General features: G+C 69.4%; 21 protein-coding genes, 1 tRNA gene and 1 pseudogene. 13 read left to right on the top strand and 10 right to left on the bottom strand.

All coding sequences use genetic code 11. The features are described 5' to 3' along the window. Window positions 1–270: 270 nt before the first annotated feature. On the bottom strand, window positions 271–1,731 hold the full coding sequence (locus ACFYPG_RS27320; RefSeq protein WP_387354302.1) for a pyridoxal-dependent decarboxylase: 1,461 nt from the start codon (window positions 1,729–1,731) through the stop codon (window positions 271–273). A 292-nt stretch (window positions 1,732–2,023) separates the two neighbouring features. Here ACFYPG_RS27320 and ACFYPG_RS27315 point away from each other — a divergent pair, with 292 nt between their 5' ends. Continuing rightward, window positions 2,024–4,285, top strand: a complete 2,262-nt coding sequence (locus ACFYPG_RS27315) for a cellulose binding domain-containing protein (RefSeq protein WP_387354301.1) — start codon at window positions 2,024–2,026, stop codon at window positions 4,283–4,285. 200 nt (window positions 4,286–4,485) lie between these two features. Here the strand turns inward: ACFYPG_RS27315 and ACFYPG_RS27310 are convergent, their stop codons facing one another. After that, window positions 4,486–5,496 carry an LLM class flavin-dependent oxidoreductase gene (locus ACFYPG_RS27310; RefSeq protein ID WP_387354300.1) on the bottom strand — a complete coding sequence of 337 codons (1,011 nt, stop codon included), beginning with the start codon at window positions 5,494–5,496 and terminating at the stop codon, window positions 4,486–4,488. A gap of 72 nt (window positions 5,497–5,568) precedes the next feature. Further along, window positions 5,569–6,048, bottom strand: a complete 480-nt coding sequence (locus ACFYPG_RS27305) for an Lrp/AsnC family transcriptional regulator (RefSeq protein WP_355007604.1) — start codon at window positions 6,046–6,048, stop codon at window positions 5,569–5,571. A 111-nt stretch (window positions 6,049–6,159) separates the two neighbouring features. On the opposite strand from ACFYPG_RS27305, the gene ACFYPG_RS27300 reads away from it, so the two are divergent. Next, complete coding sequence (locus ACFYPG_RS27300) at window positions 6,160–7,311, top strand: trans-sulfuration enzyme family protein (RefSeq protein ID WP_387354412.1); 1,152 nt, start codon at window positions 6,160–6,162, stop codon at window positions 7,309–7,311. A gap of 3 nt (window positions 7,312–7,314) precedes the next feature. Here the strand turns inward: ACFYPG_RS27300 and ACFYPG_RS27295 are convergent, their stop codons facing one another. The 3 genes from ACFYPG_RS27295 to ACFYPG_RS27285 all read right to left on the bottom strand — a co-directional run bounded on the left by ACFYPG_RS27295 (window position 7,315) and on the right by ACFYPG_RS27285 (window position 8,915). Further along, the gene (locus tag ACFYPG_RS27295; protein WP_387354299.1) at window positions 7,315–7,965 is read right to left on the bottom strand and encodes an NAD-dependent epimerase/dehydratase family protein; all 651 of its coding nucleotides are present in this window, start codon (window positions 7,963–7,965) and stop codon (window positions 7,315–7,317) included. 91 nt (window positions 7,966–8,056) lie between these two features. After that, window positions 8,057–8,806, bottom strand: coding sequence for a transcriptional regulator (locus tag ACFYPG_RS27290; RefSeq protein ID WP_355007602.1), 750 nt, complete (start codon window positions 8,804–8,806; stop codon window positions 8,057–8,059). 32 nt (window positions 8,807–8,838) lie between these two features. Then, window positions 8,839–8,915 (bottom strand) — tRNA-Leu (locus ACFYPG_RS27285). A gap of 105 nt (window positions 8,916–9,020) precedes the next feature. Here ACFYPG_RS27285 and ACFYPG_RS27280 point away from each other — a divergent pair. The 11 genes from ACFYPG_RS27280 (at window position 9,021) to polA (ending at window position 21,473) form a co-directional block, all read left to right on the top strand. After that, the gene (locus ACFYPG_RS27280; protein WP_091408093.1) at window positions 9,021–9,641 is read left to right on the top strand and encodes an ANTAR domain-containing response regulator; all 621 of its coding nucleotides are present in this window, start codon (window positions 9,021–9,023) and stop codon (window positions 9,639–9,641) included. A gap of 13 nt (window positions 9,642–9,654) precedes the next feature. Next, window positions 9,655–10,827: a hypothetical protein gene (locus tag ACFYPG_RS27275; RefSeq protein WP_387354298.1), complete on the top strand. Its 1,173-nt coding sequence runs from the start codon at window positions 9,655–9,657 to the stop codon at window positions 10,825–10,827. Window positions 10,828–11,084: 257 nt separating this feature from the next. Further along, complete coding sequence (locus ACFYPG_RS27270; protein WP_355007600.1) at window positions 11,085–12,245, top strand: branched-chain amino acid ABC transporter substrate-binding protein; 1,161 nt, start codon at window positions 11,085–11,087, stop codon at window positions 12,243–12,245. A 109-nt stretch (window positions 12,246–12,354) separates the two neighbouring features. Further along, on the top strand, window positions 12,355–13,305 hold the full coding sequence (locus tag ACFYPG_RS27265; protein WP_355007599.1) for a branched-chain amino acid ABC transporter permease: 951 nt from the start codon (window positions 12,355–12,357) through the stop codon (window positions 13,303–13,305). Next, entirely contained in the window at window positions 13,302–14,411 is a 1,110-nt protein-coding gene (locus ACFYPG_RS27260; RefSeq protein ID WP_355007598.1) for a branched-chain amino acid ABC transporter permease, read from the top strand. The genes ACFYPG_RS27265 and ACFYPG_RS27260 overlap by 4 nt, the downstream gene beginning before the upstream one ends. Then, window positions 14,404–15,249, top strand: a complete 846-nt coding sequence (locus tag ACFYPG_RS27255; protein WP_387354297.1) for an ABC transporter ATP-binding protein — start codon at window positions 14,404–14,406, stop codon at window positions 15,247–15,249. The genes ACFYPG_RS27260 and ACFYPG_RS27255 overlap by 8 nt, the downstream gene beginning before the upstream one ends. Continuing rightward, a complete protein-coding gene (locus ACFYPG_RS27250) occupies window positions 15,239–15,949 on the top strand; it encodes an ABC transporter ATP-binding protein (RefSeq protein ID WP_355007597.1) in 711 nt (236 codons plus the stop codon). The genes ACFYPG_RS27255 and ACFYPG_RS27250 overlap by 11 nt, the downstream gene beginning before the upstream one ends. Before the next feature lie 35 nt (window positions 15,950–15,984). Further along, entirely contained in the window at window positions 15,985–16,896 is a 912-nt protein-coding gene (locus ACFYPG_RS27245; RefSeq protein WP_355007596.1) for an ABC transporter substrate-binding protein, read from the top strand. A 3-nt stretch (window positions 16,897–16,899) separates the two neighbouring features. Next, window positions 16,900–17,877 (top strand): amino acid ABC transporter permease, encoded by a 978-nt coding sequence (locus tag ACFYPG_RS27240; protein ID WP_355007595.1) that lies wholly within the window; start codon window positions 16,900–16,902, stop codon window positions 17,875–17,877. A 53-nt stretch (window positions 17,878–17,930) separates the two neighbouring features. Then, entirely contained in the window at window positions 17,931–18,683 is a 753-nt protein-coding gene (locus ACFYPG_RS27235) for an amino acid ABC transporter ATP-binding protein (RefSeq protein ID WP_387354411.1), read from the top strand. A gap of 90 nt (window positions 18,684–18,773) precedes the next feature. Next, on the top strand, window positions 18,774–21,473 hold the full coding sequence (gene polA / locus ACFYPG_RS27230; protein ID WP_387354296.1) for a DNA polymerase I: 2,700 nt from the start codon (window positions 18,774–18,776) through the stop codon (window positions 21,471–21,473). A gap of 199 nt (window positions 21,474–21,672) precedes the next feature. Here polA and ACFYPG_RS27225 read toward each other — a convergent pair. From ACFYPG_RS27225 to ACFYPG_RS27210, 4 genes and pseudogenes are all read right to left on the bottom strand, one after another. Beyond that, window positions 21,673–22,017: pseudogene (locus tag ACFYPG_RS27225) on the bottom strand (DUF3140 domain-containing protein); the annotation flags it as partial. Then, complete coding sequence (locus ACFYPG_RS27220) at window positions 22,010–22,222, bottom strand: DUF2945 domain-containing protein (RefSeq protein WP_355010251.1); 213 nt, start codon at window positions 22,220–22,222, stop codon at window positions 22,010–22,012. The gene ACFYPG_RS27220 and the pseudogene ACFYPG_RS27225, both read right to left, overlap by 8 nt. 36 nt (window positions 22,223–22,258) lie before the next feature. Next, window positions 22,259–22,810, bottom strand: coding sequence for a Uma2 family endonuclease (locus ACFYPG_RS27215; protein WP_387354295.1), 552 nt, complete (start codon window positions 22,808–22,810; stop codon window positions 22,259–22,261). Window positions 22,811–22,916: 106 nt separating this feature from the next. Further along, window positions 22,917–23,723, bottom strand: a complete 807-nt coding sequence (locus ACFYPG_RS27210; RefSeq protein ID WP_387354294.1) for a class I SAM-dependent methyltransferase — start codon at window positions 23,721–23,723, stop codon at window positions 22,917–22,919. Between the last annotated feature and the right edge of the window lie 165 nt (window positions 23,724–23,888).

The raw sequence follows: 23,888 nt of genomic DNA, 5'->3' as shown, positions 1-23,888 counted from the left end.
AGTGGCATCCCAGCTCGTCGTGGCCACTACATCCAGGATCGAGCGTGACCTTGACGGCGGTGGGCGCCCTAATCCTGGCCCCGGTCGGTCGGGCACGGTGTTCGTCCCCAAGATCCGCACAACATCAGGGATGTTGCTGCCTCTCGCGCTGCGGAGGCAGCAACATCGGCGAAGTTGCGCAGATCTTGGCGTGGGCGCGGGCGCGGGCGGGTGCGGGGCGTGGGCAGGGGAGCGCGGCGCGGGCGGGGGAGCGCTTGGGGCGATGGCGGGTCAGGGGGTGAGCAGGGTGGTGGCCGTCTCGGAGAGCAGGGTCCAGGCTTCGTCGGTGTGCGCTTCGGTGGTCTGGGGCGAGCCGACCGCCAGCCGCAGCGTGTAGCGGCCGGCGACCCGGGTGTGCGTGAGGTGCACGCGTCCGGTGGCGTTCACCGAGGCCAGCAACGCCGCGTTGGTGTCGTCGTCGGCCCGCAGTCGGAAGCAGACCAGTGAGAACGGGTGCGCCGCGACCACCTCGAACCGGTCGTCGGCGCGGACCCGCTCGGCGAAGCGTTCGGCCAGCGCCACCCCGGAGCGGATGTGCGCCCGCAGGCCTTCGGCGCCGTACCAGCGCAGCACGAACCACAGCTTGAGGGACCGGAACCGCCGGCCGAGCGGCACCTGCCAGTCCCGGTAGTCGATCACCGCGCCGGATTCGGAGGCCGCGTTGCGCAGGAACTCCGGCAGTACGGTCAGCGCCTCGATCAGTTCAGCCCGGTCGGCCACCCAGAACGCGTCGCAGTCGAAGCCGGTGAGCAGCCACTTGTGCGGGTCGAAGCAGTAGGAGTCGGCGTACTCCAGGCCGGCGTGCGTCCACCGCAGTTCGGGGCAGACGGCGGCGGCGCCCGCGTACGCGGCGTCCACGTGCAGCCAGATCCCGTACTCGGCGCAGATGGCTCCGATTTCCGGCAGCGGGTCGATGGCGGTGGTGGAGGTGGTGCCGATGGTCGCCACCACGATGGCCGGCACGTCACCGGCGGCCAGGTCGGCTTCGATGGCGGCCCGCAGCGCGCCTGGCAGCATCGCCTCGGTGTCCGGGTCCACCTCGACCGACCGGGTTCCGTCGCTGCCCAGCCCGGCGATCCGCACCGCCTTCTCGATGGACGAGTGCCCGTGGATGGAGGTGTAGGCGCGGTAGCGCCGGTCGATGCCGGTGTGCCGCCAGCGTCCGCCGCTGGCCCTGTGCAGTGCGGTCAGGGTGGCGACCAGCGTCGCCGAGGACGCCGAGTCCTGGATGACCCCACCGCCGGCGCCGGTGGAGCGGAACCGCTGTGGCAGGTCCATCAGGTGGGCCAGCCAGTCCATCATCACCGTCTCCAGCTCGGTGCAGGCCGGGCTGGAGGCCCAGAGCATGCCCTGTACGCCAAGCCCGGAGCTGACCAGGTCGCCGAGCACGCTCGGGCCGGAGGTGTTGGCAGGGAAGTAGCCGAAGAAGCCCGGGTGCTGCCAGTGGGTAAGCCCCGGTACGACGATCGAGTCAAGGTCGGCGAGGATCGCCTCGACCGGTTCGCCGCCGGTGGTGGGGGGCTCGCTGGGCAGGGCGGCGGCCACTGTGCCCGGGGGGTCGGCCGGGGCGACCGGTCGTTGCTCCACTGTCGCCCAGTAGTCGGCGATCCAGTCGACGACGGCGTGGCCGGCGCGACGGAACTCGGCAGGGTCCATGTGGTGAACGCTCACCCGGACGAGTTGATCAGGCATCCATCAACGAGGCAAGGGCGAGACGCCACCGAGGCAAGGGCGAGACGCCACCGAGGCAGGAGCGAGACGCCACCGAGGCAGGCGCGGAACTCGCAACCGAGCGACGCTGATCGATGTTGCGTCTCGGAAAGCGCTTGCCATACGATGCGCGGTGAGTCGGATCCGTGAGTTCCAGGGCGTTCCACCCCGATCAGATCGCCGTCCGCCGTCATCGCGGTGGGTTGGTCCACTGTGCTTCCCGGGCAGGGCCGGTGGGTCGTGGCGATCATCACCGGATCCCCGGAGGCAGCGCATGCACCCGTCCAGACATCGGCTGATCCTGCTCGCCGCCACGACGGCGGCCACCGTCGTGGCCGGCACCCTCGGCGCGGTCGTCGCCTCGGCCGCCGCCGTCGGCTGCCGGGTCGACTATCAGATCACCAACCAGTGGCAGGGCGGCTTCGGCGCCAACGTCACAGTCACCAACCTCGGCGACCCGGTCAACGGGTGGGCCGTCACCTGGTCGTACGCCGCGGGCCAGCAGGTCACCCAGGCGTGGAACGCCGCCGTCACCCAGTCCGGCGCCCAGGTGACCGCGCGCAATGTCGACCACAACACCGCCATCGCCACGAACGGCAGCGCGTCGTTCGGCTTCAACGGTTCGTGGACCGGCAGTAACCCGGTGCCGGGCAGCTTCGCGCTCAACGGCGCCACCTGCACCGGAGCCCCACCCACCGACGAGCCGACCACACCGCCATCGACCACCCCACCCCCGACCACACCGCCACCCACCACCCCACCCCCGACCACGCCTCCGCCGTCGGCAGGGGTGGTGCAGATGGAGAAGCTGGACCGAGGGCTGGTCAGCGTCCGCTCCGGCAGCGGCAACCTGGTCTCCTGGCGGCTGCTCGGCACCGAGACCACCGGGGTGGAGTTCAACCTCTACCGGGGAGCCACCAAGGTCAACGCCACCCCGATCACCGGTGCCACCAACTACCTCGACAGCGGGGCGTCGGCCGGCTCGGCGTACACGGTGCGGGCTGTGGTGGGCGGCGTCGAGCAGGCGGCGTCGGCGCCGGCGTTGCAGTTCGGCGCGGGCTACCTGGACGTGCCGTTGCAGGTCCCGGCCGGGGGCACCACCCCGAGCGGGGAGAGCTACTCGTACAGCGCCAACGACGCCTCGGTGGGTGACCTCAACGGCGACGGCAGCTACGAGATCGTGCTCAAGTGGGACCCGTCGAACGCCAAGGACAACTCCCAGTCGGGCTACACCGGCAACGTCTACGTCGACGCGTACACGCTCACCGGCACCCGGTTGTGGCGCATCGACCTGGGCCGCAACATCCGGGCCGGAGCCCACTACACCCAGTTCCAGGTGTACGACTACGACGGCGACGGCCGTGCCGAGGTGGCCATGAAGACCGCCGACGGCACCCGCTCCGGCACCGGTCAGCTCATCGGTTCGTCGTCGGCGGACCACCGCAACTCCAGCGGCTACGTGCTCAGTGGCCCGGAGTACCTGACCATGTTCAACGGGCAGACTGGCGCGATCGCCTCCACCGTCAGCTACGACCCGCCGCGCGGCACCGTGTCGTCCTGGGGCGACTCGTACGGCAACCGGGTGGACCGGTTCCTCGCCGGCACGGCGTACCTGGATGGGCAGCGCCCCTCGCTGATCATGGCTCGGGGCTACTACACGCGCGCGGTGATCGCCGCCTGGGACTTCCGCAACGGCACGCTGACCAGGCGCTGGACATTCGACTCGAACTCCTCCGGTAACGGCGCCGCAGCGGGTCAGGGCAACCACCAGCTCTCCGTTGCCGACGTCGACGCCGACGGTCGCCAGGAGATCGTGTACGGGGCCGCCACCATCGACGACAACGGCCGGCTGCTCCACTCGACCGGCAACGGCCACGGCGACGCCATGCACGTGGGGGACCTGGACCCGGGCCGCGCCGGCCTGGAGGTGTTCAAGGTCGACGAGGACGCCAGCAAGCCCAGCTCGTACTTCGCCGACGCCCGAACCGGTCAGGTCCTCTGGTCCACGCCCGCGTCCGGCGACAACGGCCGGGGCGTCTCCGCGGACATCTGGGCCGGCAGCCCCGGCGCGGAGTCGTGGTCGTCAGCGGTCGCCGGACTGGCCAACACCAGAGGGCAGAATGTGGGACGCAAGCCGTCCTCGGCCAACTTCCTCGCCTGGTGGGACGGCGACCCGGTGCGGGAACTGCTCGACGGCACGAAGATCGACAAGTACGGCACCGGTGGCGAGACCCGGCTGCTCGACGGCAGTGCTGTGGCGTCCAACAACGGCACCAAGTCCACGCCGGCGCTCTCCGGCGACATCCTGGGCGACTGGCGCGAGGAGGTGATCTGGCGGACCACCGACAGTCGGGCGCTGCGCATCTACAGCACACCCACCCCGACCAGCACCCGCATCTACACCCTGATGCACGACCCGCAGTATCGGGTGGCGATCGCGTGGCAGAACACCGCCTACAACCAACCGCCGCACCCGGGGTTCTTCATCGGCAACGGAATGAACACGCCACCCACGCCGGACATTCACCTACGTTGATGAAAACCCTGGCGGTCCCGAGCGGGGTCGCCTAGGGTGGCAGGCACCGGGCCGCAGCCGCGGAATCCGCTCAGCTCCGGCCCGGTGCGCCACACCGCGGCATTCCCAACCCGTCCCGACCGGGAATGCCGTACCACCACCGGCACCAACATTAGGCACCGTCGGGGTCGGCGGGGTGACGCTGACGTGAAGATCGTGTTTCACGCGCCCTGGCGTAGACCGCCCGCCACCTGCTCGGCGATCAATTCGTACGACCGCACCCGGTCCTGCACGTCGTACACCAGCGTGGTCAGCATCAGCTCGTCCGCGCCAGTGCGCTCCACCAGCTCGGTCAGCTGCCGACGCACCGTCTCCGGCGAGCCCATCGCCTGGCCGTCACGGCGCGACAAGACGAACTCCCGCTCGATCTCCGAGTACGGATAGGCCGCCGCCTCGTCGGGCGTGGACAGCGGCTCCGGCCGCCCGGAGCGCAACTTCAGGAACGACAGGGCGCTCGGCCCGGCCAACCACTCGGCCCGCTCGTCGGTCTCCGCGCACACCGCGTTGACCGCCACCATCGCGTACGGCTTGTCCAGCCACTGCGACGGCCGGAAGTTCTGCCGGTACAGGGCCAACGCCGGCAGGGTGTTCTGGGAGCTGAAGTGGTGCGCGAAGGAGAACGGCAGACCGAGCAGACCGGCGAGCTGGGCGCTGAAACCGCTGGAGCCCAACAGCCACACGGCCGGCTGCTCACCGCGACCCGGCGTGGCGATGATCTGCCCCGGCTTCTCCCCGCTGAAGTAGTTCATCAGGTCCGTCAGCTCGCGCGGGAAACCCTCCGCCGACAGGCCCTCCATGGTGCGCCGCAACGCCAGCGCGGTCACCTGGTCGGTGCCCGGCGCCCTCCCGATGCCCAGGTCGATCCGACCCGGGTGCAGCGCCTCCAGGGTGCCGAACTGCTCGGCCACCACCAGCGGCGCGTGGTTGGGCAGCATCACCCCACCCGAGCCCAGCCGGATCGTCGAGGTGTTCGCCGCCAGGTGCGCCAGCAGCACCGCGGGCGCGGAGCTGGCGATCGCCGGCATGTTGTGGTGCTCGGCCACCCAGAACCGGTGGTAGCCCAACTCCTCGGTGCGGCGGGCCAACTCGGTGGTGGCCCGCAGCGCCGCGCCAGCGGTGGTGCCCTTGGCGACCGGGGCAAGATCAAGAACAGACAACGGTACGGTGATCACACGGTCAGCCAACCCGCCACCGACCGGCTTTGTTCCACCATGCGGGTTTTCGTCGGCCACCTCACCCGCCGCTCAGCCCATCCCGCGCGCCTGCTCGAAGATCAGACTGGTCTGCGTGTGCTGCACCACCGGGTCCACTGCCAGATGGTCCAGCACGAAGTCCCGCAACGCGTCACCGGACGCCGCCCGCACATGCAGCACGTAGTCCTCCGCGCCGGCCACGTGGAACACCGACACCACCCCCGGCAGCCGCACCGACCGGGCCCGGAACCCGTCCACCGCCGCCCGCTCATGCGCGGTCAACCGCACCGACACCAACGCCTGCAACGGCAGACCGAGCGCCGCCGGATCCACCTCGGCGTGAAAACCACGGATCGCGCCGCGATCACGCAGCGCCCGGGTACGCGTCAGGCACGTCGACGGCGCCACACCCACCCGCTCGGCGAGGGCATTGTTCGGCAGCCGGCCGTCCGCCGCCAACTCGGTCAGGATCGCGCGGTCCACCTCGTCCACCGCCGAATACGGCCGCAGATCATTCGGTTCAAGGGGCATGACACCATCCTTGCCCGAACCCAACGCGGAAACCAACCCGATTCACAGAATGATATGCCAATCTATTGCTTGTCACTCGGCAGATATTCGACGCTACCGACCATGACACCGATGGACACCCGGGCCGTACACGCCGGCCGCGACGACCTCCGCACCCTCGGCGTGCACGTACCACCCATCGACCTGTCGACCACCAACCCGCTGCCCTCCGTCGACGACGGCGGCGCCGCGTACGAGCAACTCGCCACCGGCGGCACGCTCCCCGCCGACGGCGGCGCCATCTACCAACGGCTCTGGAACCCCACCGTCGCCCGGTTCGAAACCGCCCTCGCCGAGCTGGAAGGCACCACCCAGGCCGTGGCCTTCGCCAGCGGAATGGCCGCCCTCACCGCCACCCTGCTCGCCGCCACCCGCGACGACCGCCGCCACGTCGTCGCCGTCCGACCCCTCTACGGCGGCACCGACCACGTCCTCGCCACCGGCCTGCTCGGCACCACCGTCACCTGGACGCGCCCCGACGAGGTCGCCACCGCCATCCGCCCCGACACCGCACTGGTCATCGTCGAGACACCCGCCAATCCCACAGTCGACCTGGTCGACATCGCCGCCCTCGCCGCCGCGGCCGGCGACATCCCACTGCTTGTCGACAACACCGTCGCCACCCCCGTCCTGCAACAACCCGCCCGGCACGGCGCCACCCTCGTCCTGCACAGCGCCACCAAGAGCATCGGCGGACACGGCGACGTCCTCGCCGGCGTCGTCGCCTGCGACGACACCTGGGCCGTGCGCCTACGCCAGGTCCGCGCGGTCACCGGCGCGATCCTGCACCCCCTCGGCGGCTACCTGCTGCACCGCGGCCTGCAAACCCTGCCGCTGCGGGTCCGCGCCCAACAGGCCACCGCCGAGAAACTCGCCGGCTGGCTCGCCGACCACCCCGCCGTACACCGGGTGCACCACCCCTCGGTGGACGACCCGGCGGCGCTGGTCGGGCGGCAGATGTCCGGACCCGGCAGCCTGCTCGCCTTCGAGGTACGCGGCGGCGCGCCCGCCGCCGCCGCCGTCGCCGGTGCCTGCCGGCTCATCACCCACGCGGTGTCCCTCGGCGGCGTCGACACCCTCATCCAGCACCCCGCCTCACTCACCCATCGGCCGGTCGAAGGCGACGCCAAACCCGCCGCCGCGCTGCTGCGCCTCTCGGTTGGCCTCGAAGACCCCGAAGACCTGCGCGCCGACCTGGCCCAGGCCCTCGACACGATCGCCTGACCGTCAGCGCAGCTCGCGGTTGCCCAACACCCGAACCGGCGAACCCTGCCGAGCCACCCGCAACATCGCCCGACCGATTCCGTCGGTGGTGGTGACCTGGTTGGGCAGCAACCGACGCAGCACCGGAAACAGCGGGCGGGTGACCGCATACCCGAGCCGGTACCACCGCGTCTTCGACACCGCCCCGTACGTCGGCTGGATGAACCCCGGCCGCGCCGCGTAACCGTTGGGCAGCAGATCCATGATCGCGTTCTCGGCACGCCCCTTGACCCGCGCCCACATCACCCGACCCTGACCCGACGAGTCGGTCCCCTGCCCCGAGACGTAGACGAAGGTGACCTGCGGGCTCACCTCGGCCAACAACCGTGCCGCCGCCATCGGGTAGTCGTAGCTGACCCGGGTGTACGCGGCCTCGTCCAGACCCAGTGAGGACACCCCGAGGCAGTAGAAACACGCGTCGACACCTGTCAACTCGGCCCGCACCGCGTCCAACTCGCCCACGTCCGCGACCGTCAGCTCCCGCAGCTTCGGGTCCCGCGCACCAGTCGGCCGCCGACCGACAGTCAGCACCTCGCGCACGTCATCGGCGAGCAGGCACTCGCGCAACACACCCTGACCGACCATCCCGGTCGCACCGAACACAACCACCCGCATCAGATCGCACCCCTGTCGCCGCCACCGCCACCGGCCGTCCGGAGGCGCGTCGACCAGGCTGCCACGGTCGGCGTGATGTGCGCGGTGCCGGTCAGGACTTGGGACCGACGTGCCGGTCCAGCGTGGCGACGGCGTCGCGCCGCGCCACCGACAGCGAGTTGCGTCGGTTCATCCGCCAGGTGACGCCGAGCAGGTCGAGGCTCCACTGGCAGAGCCGCATGATGTCGGCCGACTCGTTGACGAACATGTAGCGCGGGTAGATGTACGTCTTGCCGCGCACTGTCACCCGGTTGGCGAACCGACAACCGTCGGAGTGGAACAGCCCGCGCAGGAAGTCGCCCGGTTGTGCCGTCACGAGATCGCGTTGCCAGTCAGCCAAGATGATCGGACGTTCGTGCTTCTTGCCACGGCCATGCTGGGGGAGCAGACAGGGCCAATGCTTGCCGGAACTTTGCACGCTGACGCAACCGGCCTGCTGGACATGCTGCACCTTCGCGGCGAGCACTTCCCGCATAGCGGCGTCACATGCCTTGATCAGGCCTGGCCAGCTGTCGCTGCAGGCGATGCGCAGCACCGGGACGCGGGCGGACGTGACGAGGTGACCGTCGCCCAGGTACAGGCCGAGCAGGTATAGGTACGCAGAGGGGTCTGTCTGAATGTCGACGCCAGGCCGGCAGCGGAAACAACGGGACTCAGTGCCCTGCTGTCGTGGCTCAGCCTGCTTCCTGCACCAGCCTCGGACGGTTGGATAGGGAAGGCTCAGGCGTCGGGCGACCTCGGCGACCGTGCTGCCGGCAAGGTGCTGCTGCCGCGCCTGCAGGCGCAGTTCAGGTGGGTGCACAGCGCAATTTTGGAACAGCCGTACGACACTTTTGGTGCCCCCGGTGGGATTCGAACCCACACTGTCGGAGGTTTGAGCTCCGCTTCTCTGCCGGTTGGAATACGGGGACGCTTGGCCGAATGCTCTGGTGGCCTTCCATAGGTTACCTACTACGCTGAGGGCGGCGACACCCGGTCGGGTTGGTGTCGGCTTATGACTGGTGGGGGTAGGGCTGGTGGCTGAGACGCCGACGGATGCCGAGCGTAGGCGCGTACTGATCGCCGAGGACGAGGCGCTGATCCGGCTGGACCTCGCCGAGATGCTCGTCGAAGAGGGTTACGAGGTGGTGGGGGAGGCCGGTGACGGCGAGACTGCCGTACGCCTCGCCGAGGAGCTGAAGCCCGACCTCGTCATCCTCGACATCAAGATGCCGATCATGGATGGGTTGGCCGCCGCCGAGCGTATCGCCGGCGCCCGGATCGCCCCGGTGATCATCCTGACCGCGTTCAGCCAGCGCGATCTGGTGGAGCGGGCGCGGGCGGCGGGCGCGATGGCGTACCTGGTGAAGCCTTTCCAGAAGAGCGACCTGGTCCCGGCGGTGGAGATCGCGCTGTCGCGTTACTCGGAGGTCGCGGCCCTGGAGGCGGAGGTCGCGAGCCTGACCGACCGCCTGGAGATCCGTAAGTCGGTGGAGCGCGCCAAGGGCGCGCTGATGACCACGTACGGGATGACCGAGCCGCAGGCGTTCAAGTGGATCCAGCGCACGGCGATGGACCACCGGATGACCATGAAAGAGGTTGCCGAGCGGATCCTCGCGGAGACCGCCGGCGGCGAGGTGACACTGCCGGCACCCTGACCGGCGTCGACCCGTGTCGCGGCGGATGGGGGCGGTGCTCGGCGTTCTCGCCGTGCTGGTGGCGGCCTGTCAGGCCTCGGCTTGTCCCGACTGCGAGGAGCCGCCGCGACCGGTCCGGCCGGCCTGGCAGTCGGTGGTCCTGCCGGAGACACCGGGTGTGCCGGGTCGACCGGTGCTGCGCGACGCCACCGCCTGTGCCGGCCGGTGGTACGTGGTCGGCGGCGTGGTCGATCTGGCCGGGGAGACCCACCCGGCCGCCTGGACCAGCCCGGACGCCAGTTCCTGGGTGCCGCTGCTGACGGCGCCGGTGACGTTCTACGGCCGACAGCACGTGCTCTCGGCTGCGGCCTGCCGAGACGGATGGTTGGTGGCGGTCGGGGCGAAGAACGGGGGCGCGCACGGCAATCCCCGCACCGGCACCTGGAGGCAGGCGTCGGACGGCACGCTGCACGAGGTGGATGCGCCCTTCGAGCGGTACGCCGGGCCGCGAGCGGTCAGCGTGGCCCGGTTGGCGGCGGGGCCGCGGGGCTGGTTGATCGCCGGTAGTCGGATCGACGGTGCGGCGGTCTGGATCTCCCCGGACGCGGCCGCGTTCGCGCTGGTGGAGGGCGCGCCGGAGCTGGCCGGTGACGAGCGGGGGCGGACGGCGGCGTACGACGCGGTCGCCGTGCCGTCGGGCTGGCTGATGGTGGGGTCGTTGCTGCCGCCCGGGGGGACGGCGCTGGTGCCGCTGGCCTGGTCCTCGGCGGACGGCCGGAGTTGGCGACGGGCCGCCCTGCCGGTGGTGGATGGGCGGGGGCAGGCGCAACGGGTGGCAGTGGCTGGCGGCGTGCCGGTGGCGGTCGGGCCGGTGCGGGCTGGATTCGGCAGTTGGCGGCTGACGACGCAGGGCTGGCGGCCGGCGGGCGGGTTCGGGGCGGTCGGACCAGGTGTGGCGTCGGCGGCCGGGCTGGTGGCCGTCGGGCAGAGGTTGGTGGCGGTGACGAGGGACGGGGACCGTCACGCACTGTGGCTCTCGGTCGATATGGGCGAGTCATGGCGGGCGGTGAGCATGCCGCGGCCCGTACCGGACAGCGGAGATACTGCGGTCTCGGTGACCTCGACTGGAGATCGACTGCTGTTGGTGGCCGACGATGGGAAAACGTCGCGTGCCTGGTGGGCCGGGGTGTCGGACCTTGATCGGTAGCTGATGGAAGCCCTTTGGCCGGCGCCGACGAAACGAAGGTGAAAAAGCTTCACAACCGAAGGTTCTTACAGGGATCGTTTCCAATCCGCCACGGCGTGTAACGGTTCGGTCAACCCGCTCGCTTGGGGCTTACGTCACAGCTCCACGGTGGGATAACGTCCGGCCCCAGACCGGCGACGACGGTCTGGTTCGTCCGCCCCCGCAAGGGCCAATAGCCAGCGGGTGGTTCGGACCATGGGACGAGGAGGGTTCGGGCCTTGAGGCAAAAGCTCGCGCGCGTTATCGGTGGGGTCGCCATGGTGGCGCTCGTCGCCGGCGGAACCGCATGCTCCAGTGGCGACGATTCGGCAGGCGGCGGCGGTGACGCCTGCGGCAGCAAGATCGCGTTCTTCGGCGCGCTGACCGGCAGCTCGGCCGCGCTCGGCATCAACGAGAACAACGGTGTCAAGCTCGCCGTCGACAAGTACAACAAGGAAAACGCCGACTGCAAGGTCGAGCTGGCCGCCCTGGACTCGCAGGGCAGCCCCGACCAGGCGCCTGGTCTGGCGCAGAAGGCGATCGACGACACCAAGATCCTTGGCATCGTCGGCCCGGCGTACTCGGGTGAGTCCGAGGCGGCCGGCCCGCTGTTCAACGAGGCCGGCCTGGTGACCATCACCCCGTCCGCGACCCGGCCCAGCCTGGCCGACCAGAAGTGGAAGACCTTCTTCCGCGCGGTCGGCAACGACTTCAGCCAGGGCCCGGCGGCCGGCAACTACATTAAGAACGTGATGAAGGCCGACAAGGTCTACGTCATCGATGACCAGTCCGCGTACGGTGCCGGCCTGGCCGACGAGGTCAAGAAGGTCCTCGGCTCGGCGGTCGTCGGCTCGGACAAGGTCCAGGGCGAGGGCAAGCAGGTCGAGTTCTCCGGTGTGGTCACCAAGGTCAAGGCCGCCAACGTGAAGGCGATCTTCTACGGCGGTTACTACCAGGAGGCCGGCCTGATCCGTAAGCAGCTCACCGCTGCCGGGGTCACCGCGCCGCTGGTCGCCGGCGACGGCGTCAACGACGGTGCGTACATCACCTCCGCCGGTCAAGCGGCAGCCGAGGGCACCATCCTCACCTGCCCGTGCCAGCCGGCCGCCGAGGCCCGGGGCACGTTCGTGCAGGAGTTCAAGGCGCTCCACGGCACCGACCCGGGCACCTACAGCGACACCGCCTACGACGCGGCGAACATCCTGCTGGCCGGCATCAAGGCTGGCAAGACCACCCGTGAGGGCCTGCTGGAGTTCGTGAAGGGCTACAGCGGCGAGGGTGTCGCGGCGAGCTACAAGTTCACCGAGACCGGCGAGCTGGACCCGGCACAGGTCAAGGTCTGGGCCTTCAAGGTCACGGGCGGCAAGGTTGTCCCGGACCAGGAGATCCCCAAGTCCTGATGTTGGTCGCTGCTACGGCGATTGAGTTGTGATCGCGGGTGCGGCCGGGAGCTGCTCGCTCCCGGCCGCGCCCCATTTTTCTCTCCAGACGTGATGGAGCGTCCCTCCCTTGGACTTCAATGGACTGTTCTCCAACTTCGGAGAACTCACCACGACCGGCCTGACCCAGGGCGCGATCTACGCCCTGGTCGCGCTCGGCTACACGCTGGTCTACGGCGTGCTGAGACTCATCAACTTCGCTCACTCCGAGGTCTTCATCGCCGGCGCGTTCGCAGCGATCTGGACCTGGAACGGCTTTGGACTCGACCAGAACTCACAGGTCAGCGGGATCGGCTCGATCCTGTTCTACCTGCTGGTGGCGATGATCGTCGCCGCCATCGCTTCGGCGGGCACCGCGACGGTGATCGAGCGGGTGGCGTACCGGCCGTTGCGTAAGCGCAACGCCCCGCCGCTGGCCTTCCTGATCACCGCGATCGGCGCCTCGATCGCGATCTCCGAGGCCTTCGGCATCTGGACCCGACGACTGCCGGAGGGCGCGCCCAGCCTGGTGAGCAGCAAGCCGCTGTTCCACCTCTTCGGCGTGCCGATCGACTCGGTGCAACTGCTGACGGTCGGCGCGGCCCTGCTGATGATGGTCCTGCTGGACCTCTTCATCAACCGCAGCCGTACCGGCCGGGGCATCCGGGCCGTGGCCCAGGACGCCAACACCGCCGCCCTGATGGGTGTGAACAAGGACCGGATCATCCTGATGGTCTTCATCACCGGTGGTGCCATGGCCGGCGTGGCCGGTCTGCTCTACGACGTGCGAATCCAGACCCTGACCTACAGCGTCGGTTTCCTGCTGGGGCTCAAGGCCTTCACCGCCGCGGTGCTGGGTGGTATCGGTAACCTGCGCGGCGCGCTGATCGGTGGCCTGCTGCTGGGCGTGGTGGAGAACTACGCCGCAGGTCTGTTCGGCAGTCAGTGGAAGGACTTCGCTGCCTTCGCGGTGTTGGTGGTGCTGCTGATGTTCCGGCCGACCGGTCTGCTGGGCGAATCGCTGGGGAGGGCACGGGCATGACGACCGTCCTGGAGAGGGTGCGTTCCGGCCGCGAGGCGGCCGGAGAACGGTGGCGTGGCGCGCCGCGCTGGGTGCGCTGGGCGCTGCTGGTCGCGGTGATCGCGTTCTTCTACGCGCTGCCGAACAGGGAGTTCTACCAGTATCTCGGGCCGATCCCGACCCCCGGTGCGAACTTCACGCAGGTGCTGTTCACCGTCTCGATCTACGTGCTGCTGGCCGTCGGGTTGAACATCGTGGTCGGTTTCGCCGGCCTGCTCGACCTGGGCTACTTCGGCTTCTTCGCCGTCGGCGCGTACACCGTCGCGGTGCTGACGTCGCCGAGCAGCAACCTCAAGACGCTCTGGCCGTGGCTGCTCGTGGTGCCGCTGGCGATCGGGCTGACGATGCTCTCGGGTGTGATGCTCGGTACGCCGACGCTGCGTCTGCGCGGTGACTACCTGGCGATCGTGACGCTCGGCTTCGCCGAGATGATCCGGATCGCCGCGGTCAGCTCTGAGTTCCTCAAGGGACAGCGGGGCTTCAACCAGATCCCGCACCCGCCCGGCAAGTACGCCGACGGCAAGCCGTTCTTCGGCGTGCTGGACGCCCGGCCGTACTACTGGCTGGTGCTCACGCTGATCATCCTGGTGGTGATCGGTGTGCGGAACCTGACGAACAGTCGGGTCGGTCGGGCCTGGATCTCGATCCGGGAGGACGAGGACGCCGCGCAGCTGATGGGTGTGCCGACGTTCAAGTTCAAGCTCTGGGCGTTCGCCTCGGGTGCCGCGATCGCCGGCCTGGCCGGCGCGCTCTTCGCGGGTAAGCAGAACTTCGTCAACTCGCAGAACTTCGAGCTGCTCAACTCGATCATCATCCTGGCGGCGGTGATCTTCGGTGGTTCGGGCAACATCGTCGGCGCGATCGTCGGTGGTGGCCTGGTGGCGTACATGATCGAGCGGTTCCGCGGCATCGAGCTGTTCGGCGTGGAGCTGTACGAGTACCGGTTCCTGATCTTCGGTCTGGTCCTCGTGGTGATGATGATCTTCCGGCCGGAAGGCCTGATTCCGAACCGACGACGGGCGGCGGAGTTCAAAGACCGTCGCAAGGAGGTGATCGTCGGTGAGTGACACCGATCAGACGCCGGCTGTTCCGGCGCAGGCCGGCGCGCCGGCGGTGGAGGCGGTCCCCAACCGGGAGCCGCTGCTGGAGGTCGACGACGTCACGCTGCGCTTCGGCGGCGTGGTCGCGCTCGACAACGTCAACTTCACCCTCTACAAGGGGGAGATCCTCGGGCTGATCGGCCCGAACGGCGCTGGCAAGACCACCTGCTTCAACGCGATGACCGGCATCTACCAGCCCACCAAGGGTGAGATCCGGTTCCGTGGCGGCAAGATCAGCGGGAAGAAGCGCCACCAGATCACCCAGATGGGTATGGCCCGGACGTTCCAGAACATCCGCCTGTTCCCGGAGATGACCGCCCTGGAGAACGTCCAGGTCGGCGCGGACGCGCACCACAAGACCAGCGTGATCTCCGCTCTGTTCCGGTTGCCTCGGCACCGGCGCGAGGAGCGTGAGGGACGGGAGAAGGCCGAGCGGCTGCTGGAGTTCGTCGGCATCCGGCACCGGCTGCACGAGTTCGCCCGCAACCTCTCCTACGGGGAGCAGCGGCGGCTGGAGATCGCCCGGGCGCTGGCCACCGATCCGGTGCTGCTCTGCCTGGACGAGCCGGCCGCCGGCTTCAACCCGGCGGAGAAGGAGGAGCTGCTCCAGCTCATCCGGCAGGTCCGGGACACCGGCGTGACCGTGCTGCTGATCGAGCACGACATGCGCCTGGTCATGGGCGTCACTGACCGGATCGTCGTGCTGGAGTTCGGAAAGAAGATCGCCGAAGGGCTGCCCGCCGAGGTGCGGGACAACCCGAAGGTGGTCGCGGCGTACCTGGGGGTGCCGGACGATGTTGCTTGAGATCGACGATGTGAGCCTGCTCTACGGGCGGATCCAGGCGTTGCACGGCATCAGCCTGACCGTGGCCGAGGGTGAGATCGTCGCGCTGATCGGCGCCAACGGCGCCGGGAAGTCGACCACCATGCGGGCTATCTCCGGGATTCGGCCGATCGCCACCGGCAGCATCCGCTTCGAGGGTGAGGACATCTCCAAGCTCCGAGCCGACCTGCGGGTCCGGCGAGGGCTCTGCCAGGCGCCCGAGGGTCGGGGGATCTTCCCCGGCATGTCGGTGCTCGAGAATCTGGACATGGGGGCGTACACCCGGCGCGACCGCGCCGGGATCGCCGAGGACCTGGCCCGGGTGCTCGACCTCTTCCCCCGGCTGGCGGAGCGCCGTAAGCAGGCCGGCGGTACCCTGTCCGGCGGCGAGCAGCAGATGCTGGCCGTCGGCAGGGCGTTGATGAGCCGGCCCAAGCTTCTGTTGCTCGACGAGCCCTCGATGGGTTTGGCGCCGATGCTGATCCAGCAGATCTTCGACATCATCAAGGAGATCAACGAGCAGGGCACCACCGTCCTGCTGGTGGAGCAGAACGCGCAGCAGGCGCTGGCCCGAGCGCACCGGGCGTACGTGCTCGAGACCGGCAGGATCGTCAAGACCGGAACCGGTGCCGAGCTGCTGCACGACCCGGCGGTCAAAGAGGCATACCTCGGCGTGGCCTGAGCGGCCGTCACACCCCTCACCCAAGGAGTGCAGAAATGTTCATTACCAACGGTGCCCGGCGGGCGGCGCTCGGCGCCGCCAGTGCGGCGCTGATCGCCCTCTCGCTGACGGCGTGTGGGGAGAAGGAGAACAGCGGCTCACCCGGTGCCGGCCCGACTGTCACGGCGGCGGCCGACTCGGCTCTGGCCGGGAAGGTGCCCGACGCCATCAAGTCCGACGGTGTGATCAAGGTCGGCACCGACTCGACGTACGCCCCGGCGGAGTTCCTCGACGCCGACGGCAAGACGGTGGTCGGCTTCGACGTCGAGCTGTTCAACGCGGTGGCGCAGAAGCTCGGTCTCAAGGCCGAGTACGAGTCGTCGCCGTTCGACGCGATCCTGCCCGGTGTCGACTCCGGCAAGTACGAGATCGGCGTGTCGTCGTTCACGATCAACGCCGAGCGTCTCAAGAGCGTCAACATGGTGAGCTACTTCTCCGCCGGCACTCAGTGGGTGACCAAGGCCGGCAACGCGGCCAAGATCGACATTGACAACGCCTGCGGCAAGAAGATCGCCGTGCAGACCGGCACCGTGCAGTTCGACGACATCACCGCCCGGTCGAAGAAGTGCACCACCGGCGGCAAGCCGGCGATCGCCATCGACCAGTACCAGGCGCAGAGCGACGCCACGGCCGCAGTGTTCAGCGGCAAGAACGACGCCATGCTGGCCGACTCGCCGGTCGGGGCGTACGCGGTGAAGCAGAGCAACGGCTCGCTGGAGCTGATCGGCGACATCTACGAGTCCGCCCCGTACGGCTACGCCGTCAAGAAGGACCAGACCGCCTTCGCCGAGGTGCTCAAGGAAGCCGTCCAAGCGGTCATCGCTGACGGCTCGTACCAGACCGCGTTGAAGAAGTGGGGCGTCGAGGGCGGCGCCATCACTTCCTCGGCGCTGAACCCCGCCAGCTGACGCATGTCGTCGGAAACGGACACAACCGAACGGGCACGGCCGGAACCCATCCAGGCCGTGCCCGTCCGGCATCCCGGGCGTTGGGTAGCGGTCGCCGTGATCGGGGTGCTGGTGGCCATGTTCGTCCACCTGCTGGTGACGAACAAGGCGTTCAACTGGGCGTTCATGGTCGACGAGATGTTCCGGCCGCCGATCATGGAGGGTCTGCGCGGCACGCTCGCGCTGACCGTGCTCGCGATGCTGATCGGCGTCAGTCTCGGCGTTGTCGTCGCCATCATGCGGTTGTCGGAGAACCCGATCCTGCGGGGCGTCTCCTGGGCGTACACCTGGTTCTTCCGGGCCGTGCCCCGGCTGGTGCTGGCGATCCTCTTCGGCAACCTCGGCATCCTCTGGGCCCGGATCGAGTTCGGCCTCCCGTTCGATCGGCAGATCGGCGCGCTCTTCGGCGTCGACGACTTCGAGGCACGCCTGTTCGGCTTCTCCGCGCTGGAGATCCTCACGGGATTCGTCGCCGGCATGCTGGCGCTCGGGCTCTCCGAGGCGGCGTACATGGCCGAGATCGTCCGGGCCGGGATCCAGTCGGTCGACGAGGGGCAGACCGAGGCGGCGCAGGCGCTGGGCCTGAGCCGTACCCAGATCCTGCGCCGGATTGTGCTGCCGCAGGCGATGCGGGTGATCATCCCGCCGACCGGCAACGAGACCATCGCGATGCTCAAGGACACCTCGCTGGTGGCCTTCGTGCCGGTCTCCACCGAGCTGTTCTTCCAGCTCAAGGCCGTGGGTAACAGGACCTTCCAGGTCTTCCCGATGTACGTGGCGGCCTGCCTGTGGTACCTGCTGCTGACCAGCGTGCTGCTCGTCGGGCAGTACTACCTGGAGCGACACTTCTCCAGGGGGTTCGGCAGGAGCGCCCAAGCGAAGATCAGACTGCGCGGGATCACCGCTGAGGCCGGCGGCAGCGCGAGCGAGGCGGGTCGGTGATGACGCAGGTGACGACATCGGCGGAGGCCGCGGAGACGGCCGCCGACGGCGTGATGGTCCGCGCCGAGCAGGTGCACAAGTCGTTCGGTCCGGTGGAGGTGCTCAAGGGCATCGACCTGGAGGTGCGCAGCGGCGAGGTCTGTTGTCTGCTCGGGCCCTCCGGCTCGGGCAAGTCGACGTTCCTGCGCTGCATCAACCATCTGGAGAAGATCAACGCCGGCCGGATCCGGGTGGACGGCGACCTGATCGGCTACCGGGAACGCGGTGGCAAGCTGCACGAGATGCGGGAGAAGGAGATCGCCGCCCAGCGCCGCGCTATCGGCATGGTGTTCCAGCGGTTCAACCTCTTCCCGCACATGACCGCCCTGCAGAACGTCGCCGAGGCGCCGGTGCTGTTGGGCAGGGAGCGCAAGGCGGCCGCCCGGGAGCGGGCCGCCGCGCTGCTCGAGCGGGTCGGGCTCGGCGACAAGCTGGGCAACTACCCTGGGCAGCTCTCCGGCGGGCAGCAGCAGCGCGTCGCCATCGCCCGGGCGTTGGCGATGCAGCCGAAGCTGATGCTCTTCGACGAGCCCACCAGCGCGCTGGACCCGGAGCTGGTCGGCGAGGTGCTCGACGTGATGAAGGACCTTGCCCGCGACGGCATGACGATGATCGTGGTGACCCATGAGATCGGCTTCGCCCGGGAGGTCGGCGACTCGCTGGTGTTCATGGACGACGGTGTGGTGGTGGAGTCCGGCGCGCCGCGCGAGGTGATCGCCAACCCCCGGCACGACCGGACCAAGGCGTTCCTGGCCAAGGTGCTCTGAGTCGGTGCCCGGCGCGGCCGCTCCGAATGGCCGCGCCGGGCGTCGTGCCGGTGTCCCGTCCTGTCGTAGCGGCGGACTAGAGTCGCTGCCGTGACAGCTACGACGCCGCGCCTGCTTCTCGTTGACGGACATTCCATGGCATATCGGGCGTTCTTCGCCCTGCCCGTGGAAAACTTCTCCACCACGACGGGGCAGCCGACCAACGCGGTGTACGGCTTCACCTCGATGCTGATCAACGTGCTGCGCGACGAGCAACCCACCCACATCGTGGTGGCCTTCGACGTCTCCCGCCACTCCTTCCGCACCGACAAGTACGCGGAGTACAAGGCCGGCCGCAGCGAGACCCCGACCGACTTCAAGGGCCAGGTCAGCCTGGTCAAGGAGGTCCTGGCCGCGCTGCAGATCCCCGTGGTGGAGAAAGAGGGCTTCGAGGCCGACGACGTCATCGCCACGCTCGCCTGCCAGGCCCGCGACCAGGGCATGTCGGTGCTGATCAGCAGCGGTGACCGCGATGCGTTCCAGCTGGTCGACGATCAGATCACCGTCCTCTACCCGCGCAAGGGCGTCTCCGACCTGGCCCGGATGGACCCCGCGGCGATCGAGGCGAAGTACGGCGTCACGCCACAGCAGTACCGGGACCTCGCCGCGCTGGTCGGCGAGACCAGTGACAACCTGCCCGGCATCCCGGGCGTCGGCCCGAAGACCGCCGCCAAGTGGATCACCACGTACGGCGGGGTGGAAGGCGTCATCGCCCGGGCCGACGAGATCAAAGGCAAGGCCGGCGACAGCCTGCGGGAGCGGCTCGCCGACGTGATCCGCAACTACGAGATCAACCGGCTCGTCTCCGACCTGGAGCTGCCGCTGCGCCCGGAGGACAGCCGCTGGACGGGTTGGGACCGGGAGGCGGTGCACCAGGTCTTCGACACCCTGGAGTTCCGCATCCTGCGCGACCGCCTCTACCAGTACCTGGAGGCGGTCGAGCCGGAGGCCGAGTCCGGCTTCGACCTCACCGGCGAGGTGCTCACCGAGCCCGGCGCGCTGGCCGGGTGGCTGACCACGCACGTCCCGACCGGCACCCCGGTCGGGTTGGCGGTCAAACTCGACACCGGCCCCAACCGCCGGCACACCGCCTCGATCACCGGTCTCGCGCTGGCCACCGCAGGCGGCGCGGCGGTCTGGCTCGACCCGGCAAGGCTCGACCCGACCGACGAGGGCGCCCTGGCCAGCTGGTTGGCCGACGAGCAGCGCCCCAAGGTGCTGCACGACAGCAAGCCCGCCGTGCTGGCCTGCGCCGCGCACGGCTGGCAGCTCGCCGGCATCGTCCGGGACACCCAGATCGCCGCGTACCTGGCCCGCCCCGATCAGCGGTCCTACGACCTGACCGACCTGGCGCTGCGCTACCTGCACCGCGAGCTGCGGGTGGACGTCCCGGAGTCCGGCCAGCTCACCCTCGACGGCCTCGGGGACGAAGGGGTGGTCGAGCAGAACCTGATGCTCCAGGCCCGCGCCACCCTCGACCTGGCCGACGCGATCGACGCCGAGCTGTCCCGCGACGGCGAGCAGTCGGCCCGGCTGATGGCCGGCGTGGAGCTGCCGCTGATGCGGGTGCTGGCCACCATGGAGAGCACCGGCATCGCCGCCGACACCAACTATCTCTCCGAGCTGGAGGCCCACTTCGCCGCCGAGGTGAAGGCCGCCGCGCAGGGCGCGTACGAGGCGGTGGGTCGGGAGTTCAACCTCGGCTCGCCCAAGCAGTTGCAGGAGATCCTCTTCACCGAACTGGGTCTGCCGAAGACCAAGAAGATCAAGACGGGCTACACCACCGACGCCGACGCTCTGCAGTGGCTCTACGTGCAGCAGCCGCACCCGGTGCTGGCCCACCTGCTGCGTCACCGGGACGTTGCCAAGCTCAAGTCGACAGTCGACGGGCTACTCAAGTCGGTCTCCGACGACGGCCGGATCCACACCACCTTCAACCAGACCGTCGCGGCCACCGGTCGGCTCTCCTCCACCGAGCCCAACCTGCAGAACATCCCGATCCGCACCGAGGAGGGCCGTCGGATCCGTCGGGCCTTCGTGGTGGGAGACGGCTACGAGTCTCTGCTCACCGCCGACTACAGCCAGATCGAGATGCGCATCATGGCGCACCTCAGCTCGGACGACGCGCTGATCGACGCGTTCAACTCCGGCGCCGACTTCCACGCCGCCACCGCCTCGTCGGTCTTCGGGGTGCCGCTCGGCGAGGTCACCCCCGACCAGCGCCGCAAGATCAAGGCCATGAACTACGGCCTGGCGTACGGCCTGAGCGCCTTCGGCCTCTCCCAACAGCTCAGCATCAGCACCGAAGAGGCGCGCGGGCTGATGGAGAACTACTTCGCCGGCTTCGGTGGGGTGCGCGACTACCTCCAGCAGGTGGTCGCCCGGGCCCGCCAGGACGGCTACACCTCCACCATCCTCGGTCGACGCCGCTACCTGCCCGACCTGGTCAGCGACAACCGGCAGCGCCGTGACATCGCGGAGCGGATGGCGCTCAACGCCCCCATCCAGGGCTCCGCCGCCGACATCATCAAGGTGGCGATGCTGCACGTCGACACCGCGCTCCGCGAGGCTGGGCTGGGCTCACGGATGCTGTTGCAGGTGCACGACGAGTTGGTCTTCGAGGTCGCGCCGGGTGAGCGGGAGGCGTTGGAGGCCCTGGTCCGGCGGGAGATGGGCGAGGCTCACCCGTTGTCGGTGCCGCTGGAGGTGTCGGTCGGTCTGGGCCGGGACTGGAACAGTGCCGATCACTGATCTTTGTGCTTGCGGTGGTGGGGGTTGCGGTGTGGGGTTGCCCCGGAACCCCTGACCTGGTCGCGGCAGCTGGCGTGGTTGGGCCCTCGCCGACGGGCGCCATTTCACGATCGCGCAACGTCGGGGACAGTGCGGATCGTGGCGTTCTGAGCGACCAACGTCACCGACGTTGCGCAGATCGTGCGGCGCTGACCAGCTACTTCATGGGGTCGTGGCCCCAGTTCATGAGCGACCAGCGCCACTTGGTGTCGCGGACGTTGCCGGAGGGGCGCTGCGCCATGTGCCGGCGTACGTAGCCGACGACCTTGCGCATGTGCTTGTAGTCGCCCTCGGACAGATCGCCGCGTTTGCGACGGAGCAAGTTGATGATCTTCCGGCCGGACTCGTGCCCGACGGACTCGCCACCACCCGCACGACCGCCCTTGTGCCAGCCGACCTGTTTCGACTCGTCGGTCTCCAGCCATGTGGACAGCTCGCCGGGCTTCATGTTCACCGCCTCGGTGAACTCCCGGTAGGTGTCCCGGCCCTCGTCACTCTTACTCATGGCGCAGCGCCCCGGGGCGGTGGGCCACGTCGCGGCCCGTGCCGTCACTGCGGACCCGGTACTGCGGGTCGTCGGGGGCCGCGTTCACCGCCCGCCCGCTGACGCTGGTCCGCTCGGTGATCGTCTCCTGCACCACGCCGTACGCGCGGCTGCCGTGGGCCGACCAGGAGACATGGTCGCCCTTGTGAAATCTCGGTTCGGCCATGGTCCTCGGCTACCCGACCCGGCTGGGGCGAAACGGCTACGGCGTGATCTCGGCGACCGGCAGCTTGATGTCGAACGGCTCAGCCAACTCGATCACGTCGGCACCGTCGGAGACCAGCTCGTACTGCCGCTCACCGCCCGGCCCCACCCGATCGCCGATCCGGTACGCGTACACGTGCACCGGGTCCTGTTCGATCCGCCAGTAGAACGGGATGCCCGCTGCGGCGTACTCACCCGGTTTCGCGAACCGGTCGATCCGTCGCGTTCCCGGCGAGACGATCTCCACGGCGAGCAGGACGTCTGACGGCCGCAGGATGGATTGGACGGACTTCACGCCGGCGCGGTGCAACAGCACGTCGGGCTGTCGGCTCGTGTTGTGGCTGAGCCTGACACCGATGGCCTGGGCGGTGCCGAGGTGTCGCGGCGCGCGGTTGTGCAGCCAGAGCCAGAGCAGGCTGGAAATGTTCTGGTGGCCCAGGGTGGGGGAGGGTGTCACCTGGATAACTCCGTCGACGAGTTCGACGCGGGGGGCGTCGTCCGGCAGGGTGAGCAGGTCCTCCAGCGTGTAGTCGGCACGCTGCTGCCTCATCGGATCCGGACACCAGGGGCCAGGTGATGTCGGGACGGGCTCGGCGCTCATGGGCACGAGCCTACCGGCGGTCGATGGCTCGCACGTCGGACAACGGGTGCGGCGCTCACTCGGCGGGCTTCTCGGTGACGAAGATGGCGGTGCCGGGGAAGAGTCGTCCGCGCAGCGGGCTCCACTGCCCCCAGATCCCCTCGTGCCCCTCCGGCCACTCCGGCTCCACCAGGTCCAACAGCCGGAACCCGGCACCGACCAGCTCGCGGATCCGGTCGCCGAGGGTGCGGTGCTGCTCGACGTAGGTGGCCACGCCGGTCTCGTCCTGCTCGACGTACGGGGAGCGGTCGAAATACGAGTGCACGGCCGTCAGGCCGCCCTCGCCGGGGTCGTCGAGGAAGATCCACCGCATCGGGTGGGTCACCGAGAACACCCACCGGCCACCCGGGCGCAGCACCCGGTGCACCTCGGCGAGCAGCGCCGCCGAGTCGTCCACGAACGGGATCGCGCCGAACGCGGTACAGGCGACGTCGAACGACCGGTCGGCGAACGGCAGGGCGAGCGCGTCGGCCTGCACCAGCGGTACGCGTACCCCGGTGCGGTCGGCGGCCTCGGCGGCGTGCCGCAACATGCCGGCGGACAGGTCGAAGGCGACCGGCCGGGCGCCCTGGGTGGCGAGCCAGCGGGCGGCGGCCGCTGCGCCGGCGCCCACCTCCAGCACCCGCCGCCCCGACACGTCGCCGAGCAGCCGGGCGTCGGCCTCGCGCAGGCCCTCGGGGCACCACACGAAGTCCACATCGCCGAGGAACGCACCGTGTTCGGCCTGGTAGTCGTCGGCGTCGGTGTCCCACCAGCCGCGGTTGGCGCGCCGGGCCTCGGCGTCTCCCACCCGGCGCCGGGTAACCCGGCTGTCGTCATCCACGCGCTCACGCTAGGCCCCACCCAGCCCATTGGGCACGGCGGCGCGTCCAAGATCTGCGCGACTCCTCGCCCGGTGGGCTCGATCGACCCGGCTCCGGTGACGTCGCGGTGTCCGAGCCGCTTCAACCGTGCCGGCGGGCCGGCAGCGACACCGCAGCGACACCGC

Source organism: Micromonospora sp. NPDC005553, assembly GCF_042871765.1.
Taxonomy (GTDB): domain Bacteria; phylum Actinomycetota; class Actinomycetes; order Mycobacteriales; family Micromonosporaceae; genus Micromonospora.
The sequence above is the reverse complement of the archived record's forward strand: the minus strand, read 5'-3'. Positions and strand labels throughout refer to the sequence as shown.

Bases quoted from the DNA above. Each gene is read 5' to 3' on its own strand.
- ACFYPG_RS27320 (WP_387354302.1), bottom strand. From the start codon at position 1,731: ATGCCTGATCAACTCGTCCGGGTGAGCGTTCACCACATGGACCCTGCC.
- ACFYPG_RS27315 (WP_387354301.1), top strand. From the start codon at position 2,024: ATGCACCCGTCCAGACATCGGCTGATCCTGCTCGCCGCCACGACGGCG.
- ACFYPG_RS27305 (WP_355007604.1), bottom strand. From the start codon at position 6,048: ATGCCCCTTGAACCGAATGATCTGCGGCCGTATTCGGCGGTGGACGAG.
- ACFYPG_RS27300 (WP_387354412.1), top strand. From the start codon at position 6,160: ATGGACACCCGGGCCGTACACGCCGGCCGCGACGACCTCCGCACCCTC.
- ACFYPG_RS27295 (WP_387354299.1), bottom strand. From the start codon at position 7,965: ATGCGGGTGGTTGTGTTCGGTGCGACCGGGATGGTCGGTCAGGGTGTG.
- ACFYPG_RS27260 (WP_355007598.1), top strand. From the start codon at position 13,302: ATGACGACCGTCCTGGAGAGGGTGCGTTCCGGCCGCGAGGCGGCCGGA.
- ACFYPG_RS27250 (WP_355007597.1), top strand. From the start codon at position 15,239: ATGTTGCTTGAGATCGACGATGTGAGCCTGCTCTACGGGCGGATCCAG.
- ACFYPG_RS27245 (WP_355007596.1), top strand. From the start codon at position 15,985: ATGTTCATTACCAACGGTGCCCGGCGGGCGGCGCTCGGCGCCGCCAGT.
- ACFYPG_RS27240 (WP_355007595.1), top strand. From the start codon at position 16,900: ATGTCGTCGGAAACGGACACAACCGAACGGGCACGGCCGGAACCCATC.
- ACFYPG_RS27235 (WP_387354411.1), top strand. From the start codon at position 17,931: ATGGTCCGCGCCGAGCAGGTGCACAAGTCGTTCGGTCCGGTGGAGGTG.
- ACFYPG_RS27220 (WP_355010251.1), bottom strand. From the start codon at position 22,222: ATGGCCGAACCGAGATTTCACAAGGGCGACCATGTCTCCTGGTCGGCC.
- ACFYPG_RS27215 (WP_387354295.1), bottom strand. From the start codon at position 22,810: ATGAGGCAGCAGCGTGCCGACTACACGCTGGAGGACCTGCTCACCCTG.